Annotated in this window: 21 protein-coding genes and 1 tRNA gene; 12 read left to right on the top strand and 10 right to left on the bottom strand. The window is 47.1% G+C overall.

Annotation, left to right across the window (positions count from 1 at the left end):
• Positions 1-82: 82 nt before the first annotated feature.
• Together J5W02_RS02225 and J5W02_RS02230 are read right to left on the bottom strand one after the other, a co-directional pair.
• Positions 83-343 (bottom strand): stage V sporulation protein S, encoded by a 261-nt coding sequence (locus J5W02_RS02225; protein WP_038323180.1) that lies wholly within the window; start codon positions 341-343, stop codon positions 83-85.
• A gap of 126 nt (positions 344-469) precedes the next feature.
• On the bottom strand, positions 470-1,234 hold the full coding sequence (locus J5W02_RS02230; RefSeq protein ID WP_219964017.1) for a TIGR00282 family metallophosphoesterase: 765 nt from the start codon (positions 1,232-1,234) through the stop codon (positions 470-472).
• Between the two features lie 498 nt (positions 1,235-1,732).
• On the opposite strand from J5W02_RS02230, the gene J5W02_RS02235 reads away from it, so the two are divergent.
• The 3 genes from J5W02_RS02235 to J5W02_RS02245 all read left to right on the top strand — a co-directional run bounded on the left by J5W02_RS02235 (position 1,733) and on the right by J5W02_RS02245 (position 4,014).
• The gene (locus J5W02_RS02235; protein WP_219964018.1) at positions 1,733-2,071 is read left to right on the top strand and encodes a P-II family nitrogen regulator; all 339 of its coding nucleotides are present in this window, start codon (positions 1,733-1,735) and stop codon (positions 2,069-2,071) included.
• Entirely contained in the window at positions 2,061-2,354 is a 294-nt protein-coding gene (locus J5W02_RS02240) for a hypothetical protein (RefSeq protein ID WP_255575511.1), read from the top strand. The genes J5W02_RS02235 and J5W02_RS02240 overlap by 11 nt, the downstream gene beginning before the upstream one ends.
• Positions 2,355-2,457: 103 nt before the next feature.
• Complete coding sequence (locus tag J5W02_RS02245) at positions 2,458-4,014, top strand: ammonium transporter (RefSeq protein ID WP_219964019.1); 1,557 nt, start codon at positions 2,458-2,460, stop codon at positions 4,012-4,014.
• A gap of 207 nt (positions 4,015-4,221) precedes the next feature.
• Here the strand turns inward: J5W02_RS02245 and rny are convergent, their stop codons facing one another.
• Positions 4,222-5,769: a ribonuclease Y gene (rny, locus tag J5W02_RS02250; protein WP_219964020.1), complete on the bottom strand. Its 1,548-nt coding sequence runs from the start codon at positions 5,767-5,769 to the stop codon at positions 4,222-4,224.
• 583 nt (positions 5,770-6,352) lie between these two features.
• On the opposite strand from rny, the gene thrS reads away from it, so the two are divergent.
• The 9 genes from thrS (at position 6,353) to J5W02_RS02295 (ending at position 17,138) form a co-directional block, all read left to right on the top strand.
• A complete protein-coding gene (gene thrS, locus J5W02_RS02255; protein ID WP_219964021.1) occupies positions 6,353-8,293 on the top strand; it encodes a threonine--tRNA ligase in 1,941 nt (646 codons plus the stop codon).
• 344 nt (positions 8,294-8,637) lie between these two features.
• A tRNA-Gly gene (locus J5W02_RS02260) sits at positions 8,638-8,711 on the top strand.
• A 676-nt stretch (positions 8,712-9,387) separates the two neighbouring features.
• Complete coding sequence (locus J5W02_RS02265; RefSeq protein WP_219964022.1) at positions 9,388-10,419, top strand: hypothetical protein; 1,032 nt, start codon at positions 9,388-9,390, stop codon at positions 10,417-10,419.
• Positions 10,419-10,721, top strand: a complete 303-nt coding sequence (locus J5W02_RS02270) for a hypothetical protein (protein WP_219964023.1) — start codon at positions 10,419-10,421, stop codon at positions 10,719-10,721. Before J5W02_RS02265 ends, J5W02_RS02270 begins: the two co-directional genes overlap by 1 nt.
• A 37-nt stretch (positions 10,722-10,758) precedes the next feature.
• Positions 10,759-10,974, top strand: coding sequence for a hypothetical protein (locus J5W02_RS02275; protein ID WP_219964024.1), 216 nt, complete (start codon positions 10,759-10,761; stop codon positions 10,972-10,974).
• 17 nt (positions 10,975-10,991) lie between these two features.
• Positions 10,992-11,207: a hypothetical protein gene (locus J5W02_RS02280; protein WP_219964025.1), complete on the top strand. Its 216-nt coding sequence runs from the start codon at positions 10,992-10,994 to the stop codon at positions 11,205-11,207.
• Positions 11,208-11,383: 176 nt separating this feature from the next.
• Positions 11,384-13,741, top strand: a complete 2,358-nt coding sequence (locus tag J5W02_RS02285) for a LuxR C-terminal-related transcriptional regulator (RefSeq protein WP_219964026.1) — start codon at positions 11,384-11,386, stop codon at positions 13,739-13,741.
• A 224-nt stretch (positions 13,742-13,965) separates the two neighbouring features.
• On the top strand, positions 13,966-14,211 hold the full coding sequence (locus J5W02_RS02290; RefSeq protein ID WP_219964027.1) for a hypothetical protein: 246 nt from the start codon (positions 13,966-13,968) through the stop codon (positions 14,209-14,211).
• A gap of 14 nt (positions 14,212-14,225) precedes the next feature.
• A complete protein-coding gene (locus J5W02_RS02295) occupies positions 14,226-17,138 on the top strand; it encodes a DUF5018 domain-containing protein (RefSeq protein ID WP_219964028.1) in 2,913 nt (970 codons plus the stop codon).
• A 72-nt stretch (positions 17,139-17,210) separates the two neighbouring features.
• Here the strand turns inward: J5W02_RS02295 and J5W02_RS02300 are convergent, their stop codons facing one another.
• The 7 genes from J5W02_RS02300 to J5W02_RS02330 form a co-directional block, all read right to left on the bottom strand.
• A complete protein-coding gene (locus J5W02_RS02300; protein WP_219964029.1) occupies positions 17,211-17,987 on the bottom strand; it encodes an LPXTG cell wall anchor domain-containing protein in 777 nt (258 codons plus the stop codon).
• Between the two features lie 71 nt (positions 17,988-18,058).
• Positions 18,059-18,715: a TasA family protein gene (locus J5W02_RS02305; RefSeq protein WP_219964030.1), complete on the bottom strand. Its 657-nt coding sequence runs from the start codon at positions 18,713-18,715 to the stop codon at positions 18,059-18,061.
• Between the two features lie 110 nt (positions 18,716-18,825).
• Positions 18,826-19,983 (bottom strand): TasA family protein, encoded by a 1,158-nt coding sequence (locus J5W02_RS02310; protein ID WP_219964031.1) that lies wholly within the window; start codon positions 19,981-19,983, stop codon positions 18,826-18,828.
• 25 nt (positions 19,984-20,008) lie between these two features.
• Positions 20,009-20,701 (bottom strand): SipW-dependent-type signal peptide-containing protein, encoded by a 693-nt coding sequence (locus J5W02_RS02315; RefSeq protein WP_219964032.1) that lies wholly within the window; start codon positions 20,699-20,701, stop codon positions 20,009-20,011.
• Positions 20,698-21,357 (bottom strand): signal peptidase I, encoded by a 660-nt coding sequence (locus J5W02_RS02320; protein ID WP_219964033.1) that lies wholly within the window; start codon positions 21,355-21,357, stop codon positions 20,698-20,700. Before J5W02_RS02320 ends, J5W02_RS02315 begins: the two co-directional genes overlap by 4 nt.
• Positions 21,358-21,384: 27 nt before the next feature.
• Complete coding sequence (locus J5W02_RS02325) at positions 21,385-21,903, bottom strand: hypothetical protein (protein WP_219964034.1); 519 nt, start codon at positions 21,901-21,903, stop codon at positions 21,385-21,387.
• A gap of 35 nt (positions 21,904-21,938) precedes the next feature.
• Positions 21,939-22,223 (bottom strand): hypothetical protein, encoded by a 285-nt coding sequence (locus J5W02_RS02330; RefSeq protein ID WP_219964035.1) that lies wholly within the window; start codon positions 22,221-22,223, stop codon positions 21,939-21,941.
• Positions 22,224-22,341: the final 118 nt, after the last annotated feature.

The raw sequence follows: 22,341 nt of genomic DNA on the forward strand, positions 1-22,341 counted from the left end.
CAAAATTGCGGAACACATCCTCCGATTTTTTATCAATAAAAAATATCCTCACACGATGTGAGGATATAGATATGGGCTGAAGCTATCTGGGTTCAACAATTAACTTGATCGCCGTGCGTTCCTCGTTGTCAATCACTACACTGGCAAAGGCCGGGATGCAGACAACGTCGATTCCGGAAGGGGCAAGGTATCCGCGTGCGATCGCAATGGCCTTTATAGCCTGATTGGCGGCGCCTGCGCCGACAGCCTGCAACTCGACGGACCCTGTTTCGCGAATCACTCCTGCGACTGCGCCCGCAACGGAATTTGGCGCTGACTTTGACGATACTTTCAATATTTCCATAGGCCATCCTCCAGACTATGCAAAATGATAGTATCATCATAAATCGAAATACAAAGTTTTGCAAGTAGTATTTACCAAAAAGTTGTAAATTATGAAAAAAAAACTGTAAAAACCAACAAATTAAAATTATTGAATCTGAATTCGCTCCACAGAGACGGTTTTTCCGGTTTTTTCATCAATCTGGAACAAAGTGCATTCCATCTTACAGTCGCCTTCAGCCAGCGCAAATCGGACCGGCATTTTGGTTCTCATTTTCTCGATAACCAGTTCCGGTTTTACCCCCAGTACGGATTGGATAGGGCCTGTCATACCCAGGTCGGAAATATAGCCGGTTCCCTGCGGAAGCACGCATTCATCCGCCGTCTGAACATGGGTGTGCGTACCGAAGACCGCTGAGACGCGCCCGTCCAGGTAGTAACCGAAAGAACGCTTTTCTCCGGTTGCCTCCGCGTGAAAATCAATCAGCGTGATTTTGGGCATCTCCTTGAGCAGACGGTCAGCCATGTCGAACGGAGAGTCCAGACTCTCCATGTAGATGGTGCCCATCAGGTTGATAACTCCGACCTGTATTCTGCCCATATCCACAATACACGAGCCTTTCCCGGGAACCGATGCCGGAAAATTCGCGGGGCGAAGCAGATATTCACAGGAATCGTACAGCTCGTAGCTTTCCTTTCTGCGGAAGCTGTGGTTGCCGGAGGTAATCACATCCACGCCGCTGTCAAATAAAAATTGGACGGAGACAGGGGTAAGTCCATTGCCGTCGGCAGAGTTCTCACCGTTTGCAATGACCAAATCGATGCCTTTCATCTTTTTGAATTGGGGAAGATGCACGCGCAGAAAACGGCAGCCGATACTGCCCACGACATCGCCAATCGCAAGTATATTCATTCTGAAAGCCTACCTTCTATGTGGACGCCCCCAGAATTTCTGCGGGCTAAACCGTATTAAAATTATTGTAGCAGTTTATTTTTAGCAAGTAAATCCCAAATTAAAGATGATTCTGCCCAATATCTTTATTAATCTGGAAATCATTTGTAAATCCTTACAAGAAATTTGTGCGGAAGAATCCGGTTTTACAGCAATTACGCCGAATATAAACAAATTGTTAACAAAGGGTTGACTTTATCTGTTTTCAGAGTATGATAGGTTACAATTATTACAATAACTCAATAAGCAATTTTATTTTTTTAAATTGGTTCACTCTCCAATTTTTGCGGAGTATTATTTAATAATGGCAAAGGCGCCGGTATTCGTTTGGAACGGATACGGCGCCTTTTTTTGATCCCTTGGGTGGTAAACTGATCCCCTTAATACGGCAATGGTGCCGGTCTCGAGTAACTCGAGACCGGCATTTTTGATTTTATTCTTTAGAAAGGGATGGCTGCAATGAAAAAAGTGGAGCTGATTATCAGGCCGGAAAAACTGGAGGACGTGAAGGAAATCTTTAACGAGCTGCAGATTTACGGTATGACCGTCGCAATGGTGTCCGGGTGCGGTCACCAGAAAGGCAGAAAAAAGGTGTACAGAGGAACGGAGTTCAGCATCAACCTTCTGCCAAAACTGAAAATCGAGACAGTAGTTCATGACGAAGTGGTGGATCAGCTGATTTCAAAGGTAACGCAAAAAATCAAAACGGGAGAAGTCGGCGACGGCAAAATTTTTGTCTACGGCGTGGAACAGGCGGTCAGAATCAGAACAAGCGAGAGTGGTGAAAATGCAATCTAAACAGGGAGCACCTCCCGTCGGCACGGGGAAAAAGATAATTCTTGCGGTGCTGTTTTTCACTGCCGGAGCAATCTGCGCTTCCGGTGTTTTCTTTTCGGTCTACAGCTACCTGAACGGTGTCAGCCTTCAGGTAATGAATACCAGAGTTTCCGGGATTGTTTTTGGAGCAGTGGTGTTTTATCTGGGCGTTCGTTATATTGTGTCTCTGTTTTCCTTAAAAGCGGAACTGTATGAGCCGACATCCAGATTTTCCTGGGATCATTTCAAAAAGAAAAAGCAATAGCAGTCAATTATTGCATCCGGGTACTGTCAGTGAACATTTCCTTTCCTCCGCCGGCGGCAAAGGCGAAGAAAGGAATCTAATTTATTAGAATTGGGGTATTGCTATGAAAAAAGTAATGAAAATTCTCGGCCTGACTTTTGTGATCGCTATGGCAGCCTTGCTGGTTTCCACTGCGGCATTTGCCGCTGCGGATCCGACAGGTGCATCCTATGCAGCTTCCAGCGGGTCGGAAACAATTGCAGACGTTGCCGCAGCGGCGAACAAAGCACAGTTCAGTGCGAATTTCGTATGGGTCATGATTACCGGTTTCATGGTGTTCTTTTTCCAGTGCGGTTTTGCCATGGTGGAAACCGGCTTTTGCCGCGGGAAAAACGCGGCTCACACCATGACAATGAATTTCATGGTGTTTCTTGTGGGCGCGGTTGGCTACTTTCTTACCGGCTTTGCCTTTCAGTTCGGCGGCTCCGGCGGAGCGGCAGGACTGGGAACGGGAGGAGCGGCGCTGAACGGACTTCTTTCCATTCCCGGACTTGGCGGAATTCTGGGGTACAAGGGGTTCTTTTTACAGTCCGGCAATACATATGATGCCGGAATTTATGCTCTCTTTTTCTTCCAGATGGTGTTTATGGATACTACCGTTACCATTCCGACCGGCGCCATGGCGGAACGTGTGAAATACTCGGCGGTTGTTATTTCCTCCTTCTTTGTATCGATGATTTATTATCCGCTGTTCGGCAACTGGATGTGGGGCGGCGGCTGGATGGCGGCGCTTGGCAAAAATTTCGGCCTCGGTCACGGAGCGGTGGACTTTGCGGGTTCCGCGGTGGTGCATTCCATGGGCGGGATGATGGCCCTCGCGGGTGCCATCGTCATCGGGCCGAGAATCGGAAAATTTAAGAAGGACGGCACGGCAAGGGCTTTTCCCGGGCATCATATTCCCATGGCGATTGTCGGCACGATCATCCTGTTTTTCTGCTGGTTTTCCTTTAACGCCGGTTCCACGCTGAACGCGGGGGATTTCCGACTGGCCGTTGTCGCTACCAACACGATGATTGCCGGCGCGGTCGGCGGTCTGGTGGCGATGTTCTATATGTGGATGAAATATGGGAAACCAGACCCTTCCATGACCTGCAACGGCGCGCTGGCCGGACTGGTCGCCATTACAGCTCCGTGCGCGTTTGTGAATGGAATCATCGCTTTCTTAATAGGAGCAGTCGCGGGAATTCTGGTATGTGTCGCGGTTCCCTTTGTTGAAAACAAGCTAAAAATCGACGATCCGGTCGGTGCAATTTCCGTTCACTGTGTAAACGGGGTGTGGGGCGTTATTTCCTTGGGCCTTTTCGCGGACGGAACCTACGGCGACGGAATCAACGGGGTGGCAGGCGGAGTGAAAGGACTGTTTTACGGCGATGCCGGGCAGTTTGCCGCGCAGATGATTACCGTTGCCGTTCTGATCGTCTGGGGCTTTGGACTTTCTTTTGTGTGGTTTCATTTTCTGAACAAGGTGTGGGGCCTCAGAGTGAAACCGGACGTAGAAATTGAAGGGCTCGATATGGAAGAAATGGGGGCAGTGGGCTATCCCGATTTTGTGATTCAGCAGTCCGAACTCGACAATGTTTCTCCTGACCCAGTCATCATCCGAAAATATGTAAAAATGTAAATTCTCTCTTGCACACAACATCATTCGTTATTTAAGAAAAGGCCTGCGGAAAAAAATGATTCCGCAGGCCTTTTCCCATTTCTTTATGCTCAGTACAATTAAAATGGGGAACAGCATATGCTGTTCCCCAAAAACTTCTCCCCAATGCGCCGGTACGTCCTATATTACGTTCCGCCGCTTATGCGCCAAGAAGTACGTTTCGTCAAGTTACTTTGCGTACTCAATCGCGCGGCTTTCACGAATTATGTTTACCTTGATCTGTCCCGGGTATTCCAAGTCGTTTTCAATCTTGTTGCAAATGTCTCGAGCTAAAAGCACCATTTTGTCATCGCTGATCATTTCGGGTTTTACAATAACGCGGATTTCCCTGCCTGCCTGAATTGCAAAGCAGCGTTCAACACCTTCAAATGAGGAGGCAACTTCTTCGAGTTTTTCAAGGCGTTTAATATAGTTTTCCAGGTTTTCACGCCTTGCTCCCGGTCTTGCGGCTGAAATCGCGTCGGCCGCCTGTACAATGCAGGCGATTACTGTCTTGGCCTCCACGTCGCCGTGATGAGCATGAATTGCATGGATAACGGTTTCACTTTCCTTGTATTTGCGAGCCACGTCAACACCAATGTCAACATGGGAACCTTCAATTTCATGGTCGAGCGATTTGCCGATATCATGCAGCAAACCGGCTCTGCGTGCGATTGTAGGGTCCAAACCAAGTTCGGAAGCCATCACACCGGATAAAAAAGAAACTTCCAGCGAGTGGTTTAAAACATTTTGCCCGTAACTGGTGCGGTAACGCAACCGACCCAGCAGTTTAATCAGCTCGGGGTGGATTCCATTCACTCCGGCCTCAATCACAGCACGCTCACCTTCCTGCTTGATGGTGGCATCCACCTCGCGGCGTGCCTTCTCTATCATTTCCTCTATTCTTGCGGGATGAATCCTGCCGTCCGCGATCAAACGCTCCAGCGCGATGCGGGCTACCTCACGGCGAACAGGCTCAAAGCTGGAAAGAGTAATTGCCTCCGGCGTATCATCAATAATCAGATCGACACCGGTCAGAGTTTCAATTGCGCGGATATTTCTTCCCTCGCGCCCAATAATACGGCCTTTCATCTCATCGTTTGGCAGCGGAACAACGGAAATTGTAGCCTCTGCCACATGATCCGCCGCACAGCGCTGAATTGCCATAGAAATGATTTCACGCGCGGATTTGTCGGCGTCTTCACGGGTTTGCTGGTCAAATTCCATCAGCTTGACGGCTTTTTCGTGGGTAAGCTCGTCTTCAAGGTTTTTCAGCAGGTAATCCTTCGCCTGATCGACGGTAAAGCCGGAAATCCGCTCCAGCATATCGAACTGGCTTTTCTTAACGGCTTCTGCTTCCGCAAGCCTTTCATCCGCCTGTTTGTTTTTGTTGGTCAGGATTTCGTCCTTGGCTTCCAGACTTTCCATTTTCTTATCCAGGGTTTCTTCTTTTTGCTGGATGCGGCGTTCCTGACGCTGTACTTCTTTTCTGCGTTCGTTCAGCTCGCGCTCCGACTCGTTTCTTAAACGGTGGATTTCATCTTTGCCCTCTAAAACTGCTTCTTTCTTTTTGGCTTCGGATGACTTAATCGCATCGCTGATGATCCTTTTGGCTTCCAGCTCAGCAGAACCGATAGTGAACTCCGCCTGCTTTTTCCGATGAGCAATTCCGCCCAAGAATGCAATAATACCTGTAATAACCGCACAGACCAGCGCGATTATGATACATGTAAGCAAACTAACAGTGTTTGTGGTCAATTGTTGGCACCTCCTTGTCTTTCTTACTTTTTTAATATTTAAGTTTAAAATTAGTTAAGATGGGTGCGTTAAGCCCATGAATGCATATAAGTGCATCTTATTCATAATTGTATTACTTCTGGTACCCTAATGTCAAGAAATATTGCGTTCAATCGATACAAACTGTTCATATTATTTAAGAACGATGGTCGTTTCAGTCACATTGTTTTAAAAAAAACTGTATAATACTGACAAATCGTATCACTGTCTATTGACATACTCTATTTGCAGTGCTATTATAAATAATATATAAAAATATGTAAAAAATGTTGACGAGGAAGCCTTAATGCCGATGAAATTGCAGCAGAGAGCGCACGCAGCAGCTGAAAGCGGGCGCGCAGTTGACAGAGAGGAGACCGCCTCTGAGTGTGTGCCGAACGCAGGTTGCCAAAGGCATGCCGGGTAGCACCGTTACCTGCTGCAATGAGAGCGGATTTTTGTCCGCTGAAATTGGGTGGAACCGCGAGCGATAGCCTTGCCCCTTTTTGGGGTAAGGCTTTTTTTATTTGAAGGAGTGAAAGATATGGTAAAAGTAACATTGAAAGGTGATGCCAAAGAATTCGAAAGCGGCATTACGGTGGCGGAAATTGCAAAATCAATCGGAATGGGCCTCTACAAGGCTGCATGTGCCGGTAAAATAGACGGAAAGGTAGTGGACCTGCGAACACCGGTTACCGGTGACTGCGAACTGGAGATCCTTACCTTCGACAGTGAAGAAGGAAAGAAAGCCTACTGGCATACTACCTCCCATATTATGGCGCAGGCGGTGAAAAGACTGTTCCCCGGCGCCGGCTTTGCCATTGGCCCGGCTGTGGACAGCGGCTTCTACTATGATATTGATCTAGAACGCTCCCTGACTCCGGAAGATCTTCCAAAGATTGAAGCGGAAATGAAGAAAATTATCAAGGAGAATATTCCTATTGAGCGCTTTGAGCTTACTCCCGCCGAAGCCGTTGAGCTGATGAAAAAGGAAAACCAGCAATATAAGGTGGAGCTGATCGAGGAGCATTCCGGCAAGGGAGAAAAGATCAGCTTTTACCGTCAGGGAGACTACACCGATTTGTGCGCGGGTCCCCATCTGATGAGCACCGGCTGCGTAAAAGCCGTTAAGCTGACCGCGAATACGGCGGCTTACTGGCGCGGAGATTCCAAAAATAAAATGCTGCAGCGCATCTACGGCATTTCTTTCCCGAAGAGCAGTGAGCTGGAAGAATATCTGGCGAAAGTGGAAGAAGCGAAAAAGCGCGACCATAATATCCTTGGCCGTCAGCTCGGCTACTTTACCACCAGCGACCTGATCGGGCAGGGTCTGCCGATTTTACTGCCGAACGGCGCGCGCGTGATTCAGCTTCTGCAGCGCTTTGTGGAAGACGAGGAGCAAAGCCGCGGCTGGCTGCTGACAAAGACGCCTTATATGGCGAAAAGCGACCTTTACAAGCTTTCCGGCCACTGGGATCACTATAAGGACGGCATGTTCGTTCTTGGCGACGAGGAAAAGGATGAGGAGGTCTTTGCTCTTCGCCCGATGACCTGTCCGTTCCAGTATCAGGCTTACCTGAACAAAAAGCGCTCTTACCGCGATTTGCCGCTGCGTTATAACGAAACTTCGACCTTGTTCCGCAACGAAGCTTCCGGAGAGATGCACGGGCTGATCCGCGTCAGACAGTTTACGATTTCCGAAGGACATCTGATGTGCACACCTGCCCAGCTGGAAGAAGAATTCAAGGGCTGTCTGGAGCTTGCCATTTTCATGCTGAAAACACTCGGTCTTTACGAGGATGTTTCCTACCGCTTCTCCAAGTGGGACCCGAATGACCGCAAGAAATACATTGGCACGCCGGAACAGTGGGACGAAGCGCAGGGCGTTATGCGCAAGATTCTGGATCATCTGGAGATACCGTATGTGGAGGGTGTCGGTGAAGCTGCTTTCTACGGTCCGAAGCTTGACATTCAACTTAAAAACGTGTTTGGCAAAGAAGATACACTCATCACCATTCAGATCGACCAGATGCTGGCCGAAAAATTCGGAATGGAGTATACGGACGCGGATGGAAAGCAGAAGAATCCCTACATTATCCACCGTACTTCCATTGGCTGCTACGAGCGCACGCTGGCCCTGCTGATAGAGAAATACGCCGGTGCGCTGCCCATGTGGCTGATGCCCGAGCAGGTCAGGGTTCTGCCGATCAGTGACCGCCTGCAGCCGGAAGCCGATAAGGTAGTGGCAAAGCTGAAGGCAGTCGGCCTGCGGGCAACCTGCGATACCAGAAGCGAAAAAATCGGATATAAAATTCGTGAAGCACAGCTTCAGAAAATCCCCTATATGCTGATTATCGGGGACAAAGAAGCGCAGGAGGGAACCGTGGCGGTTCGCAGCCGCAAAGATGGAGACATTGGCTCTATGGATGTTGCTGCATTTGTTGCAAAAGCAATTGAGCAGGTTGCCGAAAAGTCCAAGGATTGATTTCCTTTTTGTCCAGGGCCGGGTGGATTACCATCCGGCTCTCTTTTTGTCTGCCGCTGGAAAACGCATCTGAAAATTATGTTTATGTCAACCTTTGCAACTTTTTATCATTCCACACTTTTCTTTCCACCGGTTAAATGATAAGTTGAAAAACGGAGAATTCCCCGATTTTTGTTTGCCGGAACTGTTGAAAACTCTGTTGAAAATGTGGAAGAAATTCTTTATTATGTGCATATAGAAATATTATGCTTGGATTTATGTAAAGTAAAAGAGAACGCAATGAAATTTTGAAATGAAACTTTTCACTTGATTCTTCAAAAATTTTATGCTAAAATAGGGAACATGCGGAAGTGGTTCAATGGTAGAACATCAGCTTCCCAAGCTGATGACGGGGGTTCGATTCCCCTCTCCCGCTCCAGAAAAAAGCAGCCCGGCCGATAGGCCGGGCTGTTTTTTTGCGGGCAGAGGAGGAAGAGAACCCAGGCGCAAGTGCGGAGAAAAAGACAGGCGGCAAGAGCGCAAAGAACGAGGGAGGGACTCGCGGAACGCGTATGGATGTACGACCACCCGATTCCCCTCTCCCGCTCCAGAAAAAGCAGCCCGGCCGATAGGCCGGGCTGTTTTTTTGCGGGCAGAGGAGGAAGAGAACCCAGGTGCAGGTGCGGAGAAAAAGACAGGCGGCAAGAGCGCAAAGAATAAGGGAGGGACTTGCGAAACGCGTGTGGATGTACGACCACCCGATTCCCCTCTCCCGCTCCAGAAAAAGCAGCCCGGCCAATAGGCCGGGCTGTTTTTTTGCGGGCAGAGGAGGAAGAGAACCCAGGCGCAGGTGCGGAGAAAAAGACAGGCGGCAAGAATGCAAAGAACGAGGGAGCTACTAGTCTGCGAGATATGATATCAAAATTCAGACGGCGTGAAGACAGCTTGGTAAGATTTAGAACAACGTAATACATTTTTAAAGAAGTTTAGCAATTAATTGAGAAATTTGACTATTTGTGATATTCTATTCTTAAAAATAAACGATCATCGATAAGCTGAAAGCTTTCTTTGAAAAGTATTTCGAAGTGGCATAAGCAGCAGAAGGAGAAAAGAAAATGGATAAATTTAATGTACCGGACGGCTCAAATGCCGACTTAACCGTTTTAGATTCAGAAGACATCTCTCCGTATGATGCTGCATACCCGGTTGTACTTCTTGCTGACGGAATGAAAAAAAGACTTGCACAGGCTGAAACTGCGGCAGAGCGTGTTTACAGAGCAGTTGTAAAACAAGCCCCCGAGATAGCGCAACTTCAGCAATCAATGAGGAAAGGATACAGGCTTGTCGTAGATGCATCAGAGAGCACACTAAAAGCAATCGAGCAAGGAAAAATTAAGCTTACTGCAGAAAATGGGAAAACATATGCACAGCTTTTAGATGCAAAAGGCCGTTACAGTACAAAACTTCCAATAAAAAAAGAAGTATTTGCAAAAGGAATCGACCCTGTCCAAATAGCAAATGCCATGCAAATGAAGGCTTTTCAGGATCAAATCGAAACAATTACTGAGCAAATATCTGTTATTGACCACAGCGTCCGAGAAGTGATACAAGGGCAGCAAAATGACAGAATAGGTCTTTATTATAGCGGCGTGGCACTTTATGTGGAAGCTCAGAATGTAACCGATGGCGATATGCAGCAAGCTTTGATGGCACAATCTTTAAGAGCTTTATCAGAAGCCACTTTCCAGCTTTTGCTTACCATGAAAACAGACATTCAATATCTGACTGATAGAGAATATGAAACTGTAAGAGGAAAACGAGCTGAATTGATTGGTAGTCGTATAAGCAACATAAATCAATCCTTTGCATTTATCCATCAGGCAACTCTTCTTCATGCAGCCATCTATTGTAATCAGGGAGAGCTTCCTGCCATGTTAACAGTTCTTGAAGAATACTCCCGCTTCATCGAAGGCACGGTGGCAAAGAATGCGCCTTTGTTGGCTCAGTGTGATGTATCTGATAATGGAACGGAGAATGGTATTTGGAAATCAAGAGCCAAATTGCAACTTGATGTAGCAGAAATCGCCAAGCAGTTGCGTAATCCCGAAAAAACTATGTATTTAGGCATAGTGGAGGTGAATGAATAATGGGAACGGTTAAAGGCTGCATAAATGAAAACTGTATTGCAAGGCAGAAGAAAACTTGCTACAAAAAGACAGATGAGTTCTGCTCAAAATGCGGTAACAAACTTTCTTATGTTTGCGCTGACTGCTTTAAACAGTTACCAGACGATTCCCAAAAGTATTGTATAACCTGTGCTGCTAAGCGAAAAGACACAAAGGACACTGTTAAGAATGCCGTGGGAAAAATCGGTGGCGGCGTTTTTGCTGTAGGTGGTATCGTATTATCCGCAGGTAAAGTTGTTGCTGATGTTATAAGGAAAAAATAAGGAACCGGTATTATCGCACATTCAATTATATTCCTTTATGGATGCGTTCAATAGCCTAATTAAAAAAGAGAGAGTAGGTTACGATGCCGTTATTAAAGCTTTGGGTGATACTACAGAACTGGTCGCCAGGCAGAAAAACGGTGCGGCGAGATTAGGGCTATTGCTGAGAATACCCACCGGTACGTTGAAGAAAATGCACATGAGGCAATTGCTAGCATTATTACCAACAACAATACGAGAGCCAAGTGGTTAAGCGTGAAACCCCTCAAGGTGAAACTTGATGAAATTGATGCGCAGAAAAGTAACCATATTACAACAGGTGAAAATATACACCGCTTGATCGAAACACTCACGTACAATGAGAAAATATTGCCTGAGTTTAACGAAGATGTATGGTTTGCTGTTGTAGAAAAAGTGGTTGTATATAATGACAGCAGTCTGATTTTCCACTTCAAAGGCGGGACAGAATTGCCGTGGAAAATTTAATATATATAATAGTAACTCCTGCAAGGTCTGGTATTTTAGTGTGCCGACTTTTTGGGAGTATTTTCGTTTATATCAAGCAAATTCCACAACCATGATTTTTCCATTTCTGTACTTTAGTATAGCGACAACAGTGAACGTGTTGTATAATGGTTAAAAAAAGAGGAGGTGTGTTTTCAATGGATACAAGGCAGATTGTAGGACGACCGGCCCTATATGAATCGTTTGAAAGGGAATTACTCAATAAAAAAGCAATTTATATCAGCGGACATACAGGCTGGGGCAAGACAACGGCTGTTCTTGATTGGCTGGAGAAGGCACACAAAAGTTACGTCTATCTCTCTGCAAAGCAGGAGGATTTTTCAGAAAGTATTACTCAGATATCAGATAAACTGATTGTCATAGATGATTTACACTGTATTACCCAGCCTCAGGAGGAACAGCTGATTGTAAGCGCTATGACCATGAACGCAGACAGCCGCTTTGTCCTAATTGGGAGAAGCGCGCTCCCAGCATATCTGAAGCCATTTCAACTGACGGCGCAGCTGGAGTGCTATCATCAAGAATCCCTGCGCTTTAACCGTTCTATGATTTCTGATTTACTTGCGCTGTATAAACTAACCGACCCATTCCTTCCCGCACAGGTGGAAGCGGCAACAAAGGGCTACGCAATGGGAGTCTGCTTTTTAATAAATCGACTTGCAAATGGAGAATTGATGAGCACTCAGACAGTGGAACGGGCAAGAATTGATATTTTTGACTGCTATGATGAGATGCTGTTTAAACACTGGGACTCTGATCTTCAAAAGTTTTTACTGCATATGGCTCCTTTTGATGAGTTTACAGAGAAGATGGCCGGTATGGTAACAGGCCGGAAAAATGTGATGTCTATTATCACATTGGCATTGTCCGGCGGAAGTTATCTTACTTTTATCCCTCCTGATACTTACTCGGTACATCCATTGTTCCACAAATACCTGATCCGTAAGCAGCACCTTGCATGTTCCAGAGATTTTATATATGCCACTTATCATAATGCTGCTCTCTATTATGAATTGGAAGATGATATTGAAAACGCACTGAAATATTATCAGTTAAGCGCCGATACCGAAAAAATATCGGAGCTGTTGATTCTTAATTCTCAGCGGCATCCCGGCAACGGCCATTATTATGAAACGGAAATCTATTACCGTGCCCTGCCGAAAGACACCATCCTTGCTTCTCCTGAGTTGATGAGCGGGATGTGTATGCTGTGCTCTCTGCGCTGTCAGCCCGAAGAAAGCGAATATTGGTTTTCAGAATTGGAACATTATGGGGAGATGTTGGAGAAGCAGGACAAAAATTATAAGCTGGTGCAGAGCAAGCTGTGTTACCTGAGAATTGCCCTGCCTCACAGGGGAAGCAAAAATATTACAGCGATCCTTCTTAATGTAGCAAAAGCATACAGCACAGGTTCCTTTCGGCTCCAGGAATTTTCCGTTACCAGCAATCTGCCAAGCGTACTAAACGGAGGGAAGGATTTTTGTGCGTGGGTCCGGCATGACAGGCAGATTTACAGGCTGATGAAAAAACCCTGCGAATTACTTCTCGGAAGATATGGCGTAGGGATTGCCGATGTTGCCCTTGCGGAAAGCCTGTTCGAAAAATGTACCTCCGACAACCTCACGGAGGTGATGATGCTCGCAAATGCGGGGCAAAACGCGGCCTCCTTTAAAGGCACGCTGGAAATGGAGTTTGCTGCAATCGGTATTTTAAGCCGTATGATGCTGATGCAAAACAATCTTCCCTCCGCTTACGCTTTGCTGGACAATATCCAAAACCGTGCGGAAAATGAAAAAATGCAAGGATTGACTGATAATATAGAAGCTTTACGCACCATGCTTTTATTGGTGGAGGGGAAAAGCGATGAAGCGTTTGTCTGGCTGCGAGAAAAAGCGCCGGATGAAAATGAGAACTTTCGTATTATGGAACGTTACCGCTATTTGGCAAAGGTGCGGTGCTATCTGACAACAGGGAAATATACCGATGCGCTTCAGCTTTTGAGCAGGCTTTTGGATTATTTCAAAAGCTACGATAGAACTTACGGCCAATTGGAGGCGGGAATTCTGCTTGCGATTACCCAGTACCGCATGGGGCAGGACGGATGGCAGAAAACGCTTGATGACACTCTTGTACAGTGCGAGAAGTATGGATTTATCCGCTTCGTTGCGGAGGAAGGCGCCGCCCTTTTGCCCCTTTTGCAAAAAGTAACGCTTTCCACAAGCGCGGAATATGCGGAACTTGTTTTAAAGGAAACAAGGTATTACGCTCTGCTTTATCCGGATTATCAAAAACCGAAGCAGATACTTGCGGAATCGCTGACTGATACCGAAAAAACAGTTTTGCGCTTGTTGTGCAAGGGACTTTCCAATGATGGAATTGCTGAATTGATGGGCGTTACCCTGCGAACGGTGAAATTTCACACAGGGAACTTATACGCTAAGATGGGAGTAAAAAGCCGCACGCAGGCGATTCAAAATGCGGCTGATCTGTTGTGATAACCAAAACGATATAACAGGATATCAAGATAATTAAATTATTGAAAAACAGCTGTTTGATTTCGGTTAGGCAGCTGTTTTTTTTGTAAAAAATTATTAAAAATTTACAAAAACCTGTACTTTGGTACGGCGACAAAAATGGGAACGCCCTTTATAATATAAAAATGGAAAATTTACCAATGATAGGCAACGTAAATACGACATGTCCGGTTAAGGAGTTTGCTATGAGATTTCAACGTGGTTTTCTTATTTGTGAAGATGAGGGTGAATACTTTTTTGCCCGTGACGGAACCAAAAAGGCTGTTTCAAAACGATATGAATCCATCATCCAAACGATGAAAAGCGGCGTAACGGCGGAAACGGAAATCATCGGCAAACTGATACAAAACGGAATGTCGGAAACGGAGGCCGCGCTTTTATGCGCCGAATTCATAATCGAATACTCCGATGCATTGGAATCGGAACAATAGAAAGAGGGAAAAATATGAAACAGATTACGCAAAAAGCATTGTCATTGTTACTTACCCTTGCCATGCTGTTCGGCATGGTGCAGTCTGCGGGCGTGACCGCGTTCGCGGCGGAAAACGATAGTGTTTGCGACTCGGGTTCTTCTCAGGATTCCGGGGTACCGGCAATGCTGCTCGCAGGAGTGCAGACATCAGAAAGTTGGAACGATCATCCGGCCAATTCCTTCGACGGGGGCAGCGGCACGCAGGATGCCCCTTACCAAATTGCCACGGCTGAACAGTTGTCAAAGCTTGCCGTTGATGTGGCAGATGGGAACGCTTATAACGGCACCTATTTTTGCCTTACAGACGATCTCGATTTGAGCGCGTATCGCTGGAACCCCATTGGGCTGAGAAAATGGGATTCAGAGGGAAATTCGATTACTGCCCCTTTCGGCGGCGTCTTTGACGGAAACGGCAAAACAATCACCGGACTTTATGTGGACGAAAGTGGCGATAGGTATGCCGCCGGTTTATTCGGCTACATTCAGGAGGATATTCACGCCGAGAAGTGCGGAGGAACACCGGAAGTAAAAGATCTCACAATTACAAATGCCCAGATCTATTCGAGCGAGTCCGGCCTTGCTCACTCATATTCCGGCATATTGGCAGGCCAGGCTATGATAAATGACGGTCAGCGGATCGTAATCAGTAATGTGAATGTTTCCGGTTTTGTCGACAATGAGATGATAAATGGGAATAATTCATCCGGTGGCCTGGTTGGTGACGCGTGCCGCGTTGATTTCACCGGATGCAGCGTCAACAAAGTGACGGTCTCCGGTGCTTCGAACAGCGGCGGTTTTGTCGGCATAGACTCTAACTGTACCTTTACCGACTGCTCTGTTTCCGGAGAAGTGTCAGGAACATGGGCAATTGGCGGATTTTCTGGCTTTTCCTCGACCAGCACAGTTGATGACGTACAGACGCAGTCTATATTCAAAAAATGTATTTCCACTGGGAATGTAACTGCCACAGACTGGCGCGTGGGCGGCTTTATCGGATATGCACAGTACGGCAAGATTGATAATTGCGCGGCCATAGGCGACGTGACCAGCGAGGTAACCGGTTGGAAACCAAAGGCTGGCGGATTTTGCGGAGAGATTATGACGGCCGCCATTGGTAAAAGCTATGCTGCCGGTCAAGTGGTCTGCGACCATCCTGACATCCAGGCCGGTGGCTTCATCGGCTATGATAATGGCGGTACGACAACAGCTTGTATGTTTGACGCAACGAAAAATCCATCTCTCACCGGTGTTGGTCAGACGGAAATCGAAGGATCAAACGATATTAAGGCCGATTCTTCTTCTTCCGTTCTTTCCCAAATTTGCACCGATGTTCTCACCGGCCACGATATTTCCAAAGTTGAAGCAAAGGCAGCGACAGAAACTGAAAACGGCAATATTGAGTACTGGTACTGCAGCTTCTGCGGAAAATATTTCAGTGATGAATCTTTGACTGAGGAGATCAGTGAGGAAGATACCATTATTCCCGCCACTGGAGGAAATTCAAAGCCGAAAGCCACAGATAAAGCAATTGGCTCTTTTGCAATTGGTTCAAGAACAGGCAAGGTTAATGAAGCCAATCATACCGTAGCGGTCACCGTTCCCTACGGAACAAACCTTACGGCATTAACCCCAACAATCACCGTGAGTAAGAACGCTGCGGTTTCTCCCGCGAGCGGGGTGGTGCAGAGCTTTACAAAACCGGTAACTTATACGGTTACTGCAGAAGACGGCACTAAGCAGAGTTATGTTGTTACCGTAACAGTTGGTTCAAAGCCAAGCTCAAAAGGAAATCCTTCTTCCGGTTCTTCAACCACCCCAAGCGCAACCATAACGACCAGTACCAACCCGAATGGCGGCACGGTCACGACGGTAACTCCAGCAGCGAATACTGCTCCGACCGTTTCCGGAAACCGGGCTGCTGTTTCCGTCACGGTTCCGGCAGAGGTATCATCTGTGATTACTTCTGCGACAGCGGAAAGACCGGCACAGGTACAAATTGACGTGCCAACCGCTTCTGTTGTAGGACAGTTACAAAACAGTGCGGTTCAGACAGTTGATATGACCGTTACAGTTCCGGCGGAAGTTGCGAACAACACCAACGCAAATGCAACGGTAACCATTCCTACGGCACTCGAGGTTTTGCAAGCGGCAAAAGATGCCAAAAAGGATGTTACTGTATCTGTTGTCAACGCAGCTACCGGAAAAGAAGCTTATAGCTGGACTTTTAAAGGTTTGGATTTGGCAAGTTCCACAGCGGCGGTTAAAAGTGTTGACCTTGCTTTGAGTGTGAAAACTACCGCCGAAGTTTCAAAGGTGAACGCCGTCACGCCAAACAATCAGGGGCTTGTACTCAATTTTGCCAGCAGCAACGGTGTCCTGCCAAGTGCGGCAACAGTTAAAATCAACGTTGCCGACAAGGGCTACAAAGCAGGGCAGACTCTGTATTTCTACTATTACAATCCCACTACAAAACAGCTGGAAACATTAGGAGCTACGCCTTACACGGTTGACGCAAACGGTTATGTGAGCGTAACCATTACTCACTGTTCCGATTATGTTCTTCTTCAAAAGGCAGCTCACTCCATCACGCTTGACACCACAAATTATAGAATGCCTCCTAAGGGCAGCTACCAAATCGGTTCAAAGCTGGTGGGCGCAGACGGTACGACGCTGAAAGTATATTCAACCAACAGCGGCATTGCCGCAGTGGCAAAACTTGCAAACGGAAACTACCGGGTAACCGGTAAAGGGACTGGTACAGCGTACATCATGTATGACGTGTACGACAAGAAGAACAAGAAGCTCACCCATGCTTCCGTTAGGATTAACGTGGTCAAGGGTACGAAGCCGTTCGGAAGTTCCGCAAGACAGACCGGTATATTCTAATTAGAAAAAACAGCCCGACCGACAGGCCGGGCTGTTTTACAAAAAGTGTTTTGATTATTTCATGAATGATACTTAGCTTTGCCGCCGTCTTCTTAATGAAAGGATTGCAACAATTGCAATCATTCCTGCGGCAGTCCCAACAAAGACGACCGGTTTTACAGAACGTTCACCGGTTTTTGGGCTGGCTTTGGGTGTTGAATCGTCCGGTACGGACACCGTTTCTTCGGAAGATGTCCCAACGGTCGGAACACTCTCCGCACCGATGATTTCGGTTGGTGTAATGACATTGCCGGCATAGTCGCCGCCACCGCCACCGCCGCCGCCGCTGGTAGTACTGTAAACAGTGGTAAAGACCCACTTTACCTGCATAGAAGACCCCTGGTATTCGTTTCCGATTCCTTCGCCCGGAAGATCAACACTGAAATCCAGCGTTTTGCTTGTGCCCGGGCTCATCGTTCCCAGAAAGATGGAATCGTCTCCGGAAGCTTTTCGGAAGTGCTCGCCTTGCGCAAGGTATGTGGCTCCGTCTTTCACGGTCAGCAGCATTCCGTCCGCAAGAGAAGCACCGTTTGGAGCGGATTCCGATTCGATCTGCGTCTTCATATACACTTTCAGATTATATCGTCCGGAATTGGTCAGCAGCAGGCGAGAAGCTTTGGTGTCACCGGGGTTCAGATTGCTGATGTCAGCCGCGGGATCCGGGGCAGTAATGCTCAGACCGCTGCTTTGACCGTTATTCTGGTACCCTGTGGCAACCCCTTCCGCCTTTGTGTGAACCATGCCGGGGACAAGGAGGGCGGCAACCAGAAGCGCCATAAAGAATTTCGCAGCTTTTTTGGTTCTCTGCATTGTCGGTTTCCCTCCTTCTCTCATCAGTTAAAAATACGTTTTTTAGAGTGTAGTCGTGTAACTTTCAAACCTTAAGTAGGATTGGAAGGAACAGCTGCGGGAACGGTCTCAGAAGACCAACTTACCAGATCCTCATGGGTGGCCTGAATGAGTTCAACAGATGAGGCACCCATCTTTAAGAACTTGCCCTGATAATCATTGTTTGTAAGAAGGCCATCAAAGCGGCCAGTAAATGTGAGATCAATTTGTCTTTGCAGATCTGTGCCGGCCGGGTAAGCTTCACCATCTGCCTTTGTTCCGGGAATTACGCCCGGTTTGCCTTCAAGAATTGTTCCGGTGTAATAAATATAGCCGTCCGCGTGTTTTTCCCAATCTGGAGGAAGTGTTACTTTTACGTTATCAATGGACAAACCATTATCTTCTGTATCTTCTGTGTGATCGTACCAGCCAATTGTTGGAATCTTGATTCTAAGTTTTACGGGTTTTGTGCCTTCATTGATAATTGTCAGACTTCCGGTAAAAGTATCGCCGGGGTTAATGTTATCATGAGTAAACCCACCTATCGTAAGGTTATTGGAAGAGTCACTCAGTCTTACCGTACCTGCTTTAAAAGTCGCACCTTCTACCGTTTGGGAATCCGTGAACCACGCCATTGTGGAGCCGCCAACCAATGCTACTGTCAGACCGACTGCAAGGACACTCGTTAAAATTTTTGTCTTGAAATTCATTTTTCTTTCCTCCGTATAAATTATTTTGTTTGAGATACCGGGTGTACCGTGTTCCGCGGGGATGTATTTCTGCGTCTGCGTCTTGTTAGGGCAGGCGTCAAAAACGGTGTTTACTCTGCGGGAGTACTGCTGTTGTACCCATCAAAGCCGTCCCAATTCCATTCGTCGCTGTGCGAATACTGAATCGCCTGGAAGGTGGGGGTTACCACAAGCCGTGCGTTCTGATATTCGTTACCGGCCTCCGTACTGAGTGTAACGGTCAGATCGAGCGCTGCGTTTGTTGGCTGACCGGCTGCCTCGGGCGTTTCACCGCCGTAGGTTCCCCTTAGCCCTTCTTGGTCGCAATAATAGAAATCACCAACTTTTGTCCAGCCTTTTGGATTACTAAGAATCACCATACTGGGATCTGCATCTGTCAGAGCGTCAGCTGCTTCCCAGGATTGCGTCTCTTCATTCCATGTTTCCCAGTGGGATTCCAGCTTTACCCGCACATCGATGTCCTTGGTGCCGGAATTCTGAACGTAGAAAGCGAGCTTGTTTGTGTCGCCCGGGTTCCAGTTGACTTCATCAAGAATATTTCTGCCGCAGATGTAGTCAATATCAAATCCGTCTTCACTTTTATTCTTTTTTCCGTTGGGCAATATTTTCAGCGTGGTGTCGACCAGCTTGACATATTTGGCGTTCGGTATCGGAATGGCAACCATACTGTCGTGGAAATTCCCTTTGGGGTCCGTCTGGTTTGAAACGGTTCCGGCAGGTTTCCAGTCAGTGCCGTCTGCACTTACGAAAACATCAGCTGTTTCAACATAATCTTTCTGGCTGTTGTTCCAGGTACCTTCCACAACCAGAATATCGCCCTTGAGAAGTCCTGTTTTCAACTCGACGGTAATGTCGCCGCCAAAACCCATGCTGTAGAGCTCATCTTCGCTGGGGCTGGTGCTTTCATCAGCTCTCGTCAGAATCGCGTCTGGAAAGCTGCGTACTTCCGTATTCAATTTTGGAAGGGGGGTATCGTTTTTTCCAGTTCCTCTGTGAACATCATAGACGCGCAGCGGTGCCGCGTCTTCGTAGTAAATGGGATTGCCTTTTTCATCGGTATCATTAACAACGGACTGACCTGCCTGGATTTTCACCGTGCCGGCGGTAAATGTGGAGCCTGCGACTTCCTTCTGGTCGGTAAACCAGGCCATGGTTCCGCCGCCGACTAAGGCGACTGCCGTTACGACCCCAACGATTCCCGTCAGAAGTTTCATTCTTGGTTTTGTCATTGTAGATCCACTCCTCCTGTTTTGCTTAACTTGATGGATTCTGTTCATCCTGGTCATCAAGGCTTTCGTCCATCGCCATCAAAGTATGGTCTGCGGAACTTTCCACCTGAGTAGCTAAGACGTTAAGAGTAAGATTCAATTTAAAATTGTCGAGAACAGCTCCATTGTTGTTTACCCGGAATTTAACGTCAAAAGTTACTGATTTTTCCGGCTTTACAGCTGTTTGAGTTAATTTCTTTCCTTTGGAACCCTTTGTATACAAATAACTGTCTTTGCTGGCGCCCTTTTTAGACATAGTCCATCCGGTGACTGATTTTGGAAGAAGGATCTTCGGTGTGGGAGAAGAGGAGGATTTTTCCGCGATCCGTTCCCATTCCGGGGACAAATTTGCCTGCAAAGTAACCGGCATTGTACTTTTATTGGTAATGGTCCATTGAACGTAATACACTTTGTCTTTGATGGGATCACAATCCGGAGTACAATCGGGAGTACACTCAATCTGAAAATCGGACTCCTCAACTTCGGCCAGATCCTTGCTAGGGCCACCTTTTTCTTTACTGCCCTGTTTGGTTACTTTGACCATGATCGCGGCGTGACCGGTAGAAATGTTTGCCGAGGGGGACTGTGTGTCTGTAAAGTAGGCGGCAGTGGACCCCCCTACCAGACTGAACGTGAGAATCACAAGGAGAACGCTCATAAAAACAGATTTTTTTATCATCGTTCCTCCTTTCCAACGGCTTGCGCGGTGATTTCCTGAGGAATACTTTCTTCTTTGGCCCGCTTTTTAGAACCAAAATAAGTTTGGAATAAGCTGCGGCATTCGAAGAAAAGCAACAGCGCTCCGGGAACGATAATCAGCAGCAGCAGTCCGTTCTTTGTCTGGGCAAAGTTCATGAAATAGCCAAGATAGGGGAGTGTAAAGCTGACTTTTCCAATCAGATTTTTTCCCGGAATGGGGTCGGGGTCGTTGGTACGATTCGCGTCCCCTTTGGTGAGAAATTCCAAGCCGTTTGGCGTTTGATTGATTCCAACCACCCTGTGCGTAGTCATTTGATCGCTTCCTGCGAACCCTTTAAAAGTAATAATATCGCCCTTTTTAATCTCGCCGGTATCAACTGGTTTGACGAAGGCAACGCTGCCGGTGTCAAACTGAGGAGACATACTTCCGCTGAGAACGACCAGCATATAGTGACCCGCAATTTTTGGAGCTCCGCCGGTCATTTTGCTTCTTACCATGAAAAACAGCATGAAAGCAATCAGAACCATTAATAGTGCAAAAAACACATTCCCGACCGTTTTAAGTATTTTTAAAGTGAGTTTGTGCGCGTCAATCTTCGGTGCAGAAATTTCTGCTGTTACTGTTTCAGGTTCCATTTTTACCTCCCAGGCAAAACGCCTTTTTTATGATTCCGCTCCGCTCTGAGTGGATCCTTGGGTTTCGGCGGTACTGTTTTGAGCTTCTGAAGCTGCTACACTGTTTTCATGAGTACCTTCCTGTACCGGTGAGCTTTGAATTTCGGAGCGGGACTCTGTTTCGGGTTGGGATACCGTGCTTTCCGGCGCGGTTGCGGCTGAGCTTGGAGCCGTGCTTTCCGGCGCGGTTGCGGCTGAGCTTGGAGCTGTGCTTTCCGAACTGCTCGCGGCAGAACTTGCCTGGGCGGCTGCGGAAGAGCTTCCTTTAAGCTGGGTGCCCGGTACAGCGTTCAAAGGGGATTCTTCCTCCGTGTTAAAGACAAAAGTGGCTGTGGCGCTGCCGGAAGCAGTAAAATTCGCTCCCGTCTGCAGGCGGGGGAGTGTATAACACAGGAAAGCCGTGCAGATGACGGCCAGAAGCAGAAATTTCCAAATTGTTTTAACAGAGAGCTGATCCGAATTTTGGGTTTGCTGCCGATTGCTCCATGATTTCCCTGCTCTGCGCATCCGTACTTCCTCCTTTATACTTTATGTAAAACACCCTATAGAGCGGTTTTAATGTGCTTTATGGGGTAATCCGCTTCCTCACTGTCGCTGGGAAAATCCCAGGAACGTAATTGAGATAAGTCGCTGCGGCTTTGCCGGATTCCCGTTTCAAGCAAATGAAAAAGTTCCAGGCTGCTTCGGAACGGAACGTATTTGTCTTCTTCAAGCCATCGGATATAGCCCTGTACGCTGTAATGGTCGGAACGAACGATCCTGATTAAAAAAGTGGGAGAGGAATCAGAAATTCTTCTGACGACGTTTGTTTCCTGACAAGGTTTCATAATGGTTTCCTCCGCACTCTCCTTTTTGATTTGTCCCCATTATAACAGGTGTCAATTTCATTACGAGGTTAAATGAATTTCATTTTCCGCACACTGGAATTTATTTCCAATTACAAAC

This window comes from Caproiciproducens faecalis (assembly GCF_019448085.1).
Lineage (GTDB): Bacteria > Bacillota > Clostridia > Oscillospirales > Acutalibacteraceae > Caproiciproducens > Caproiciproducens faecalis.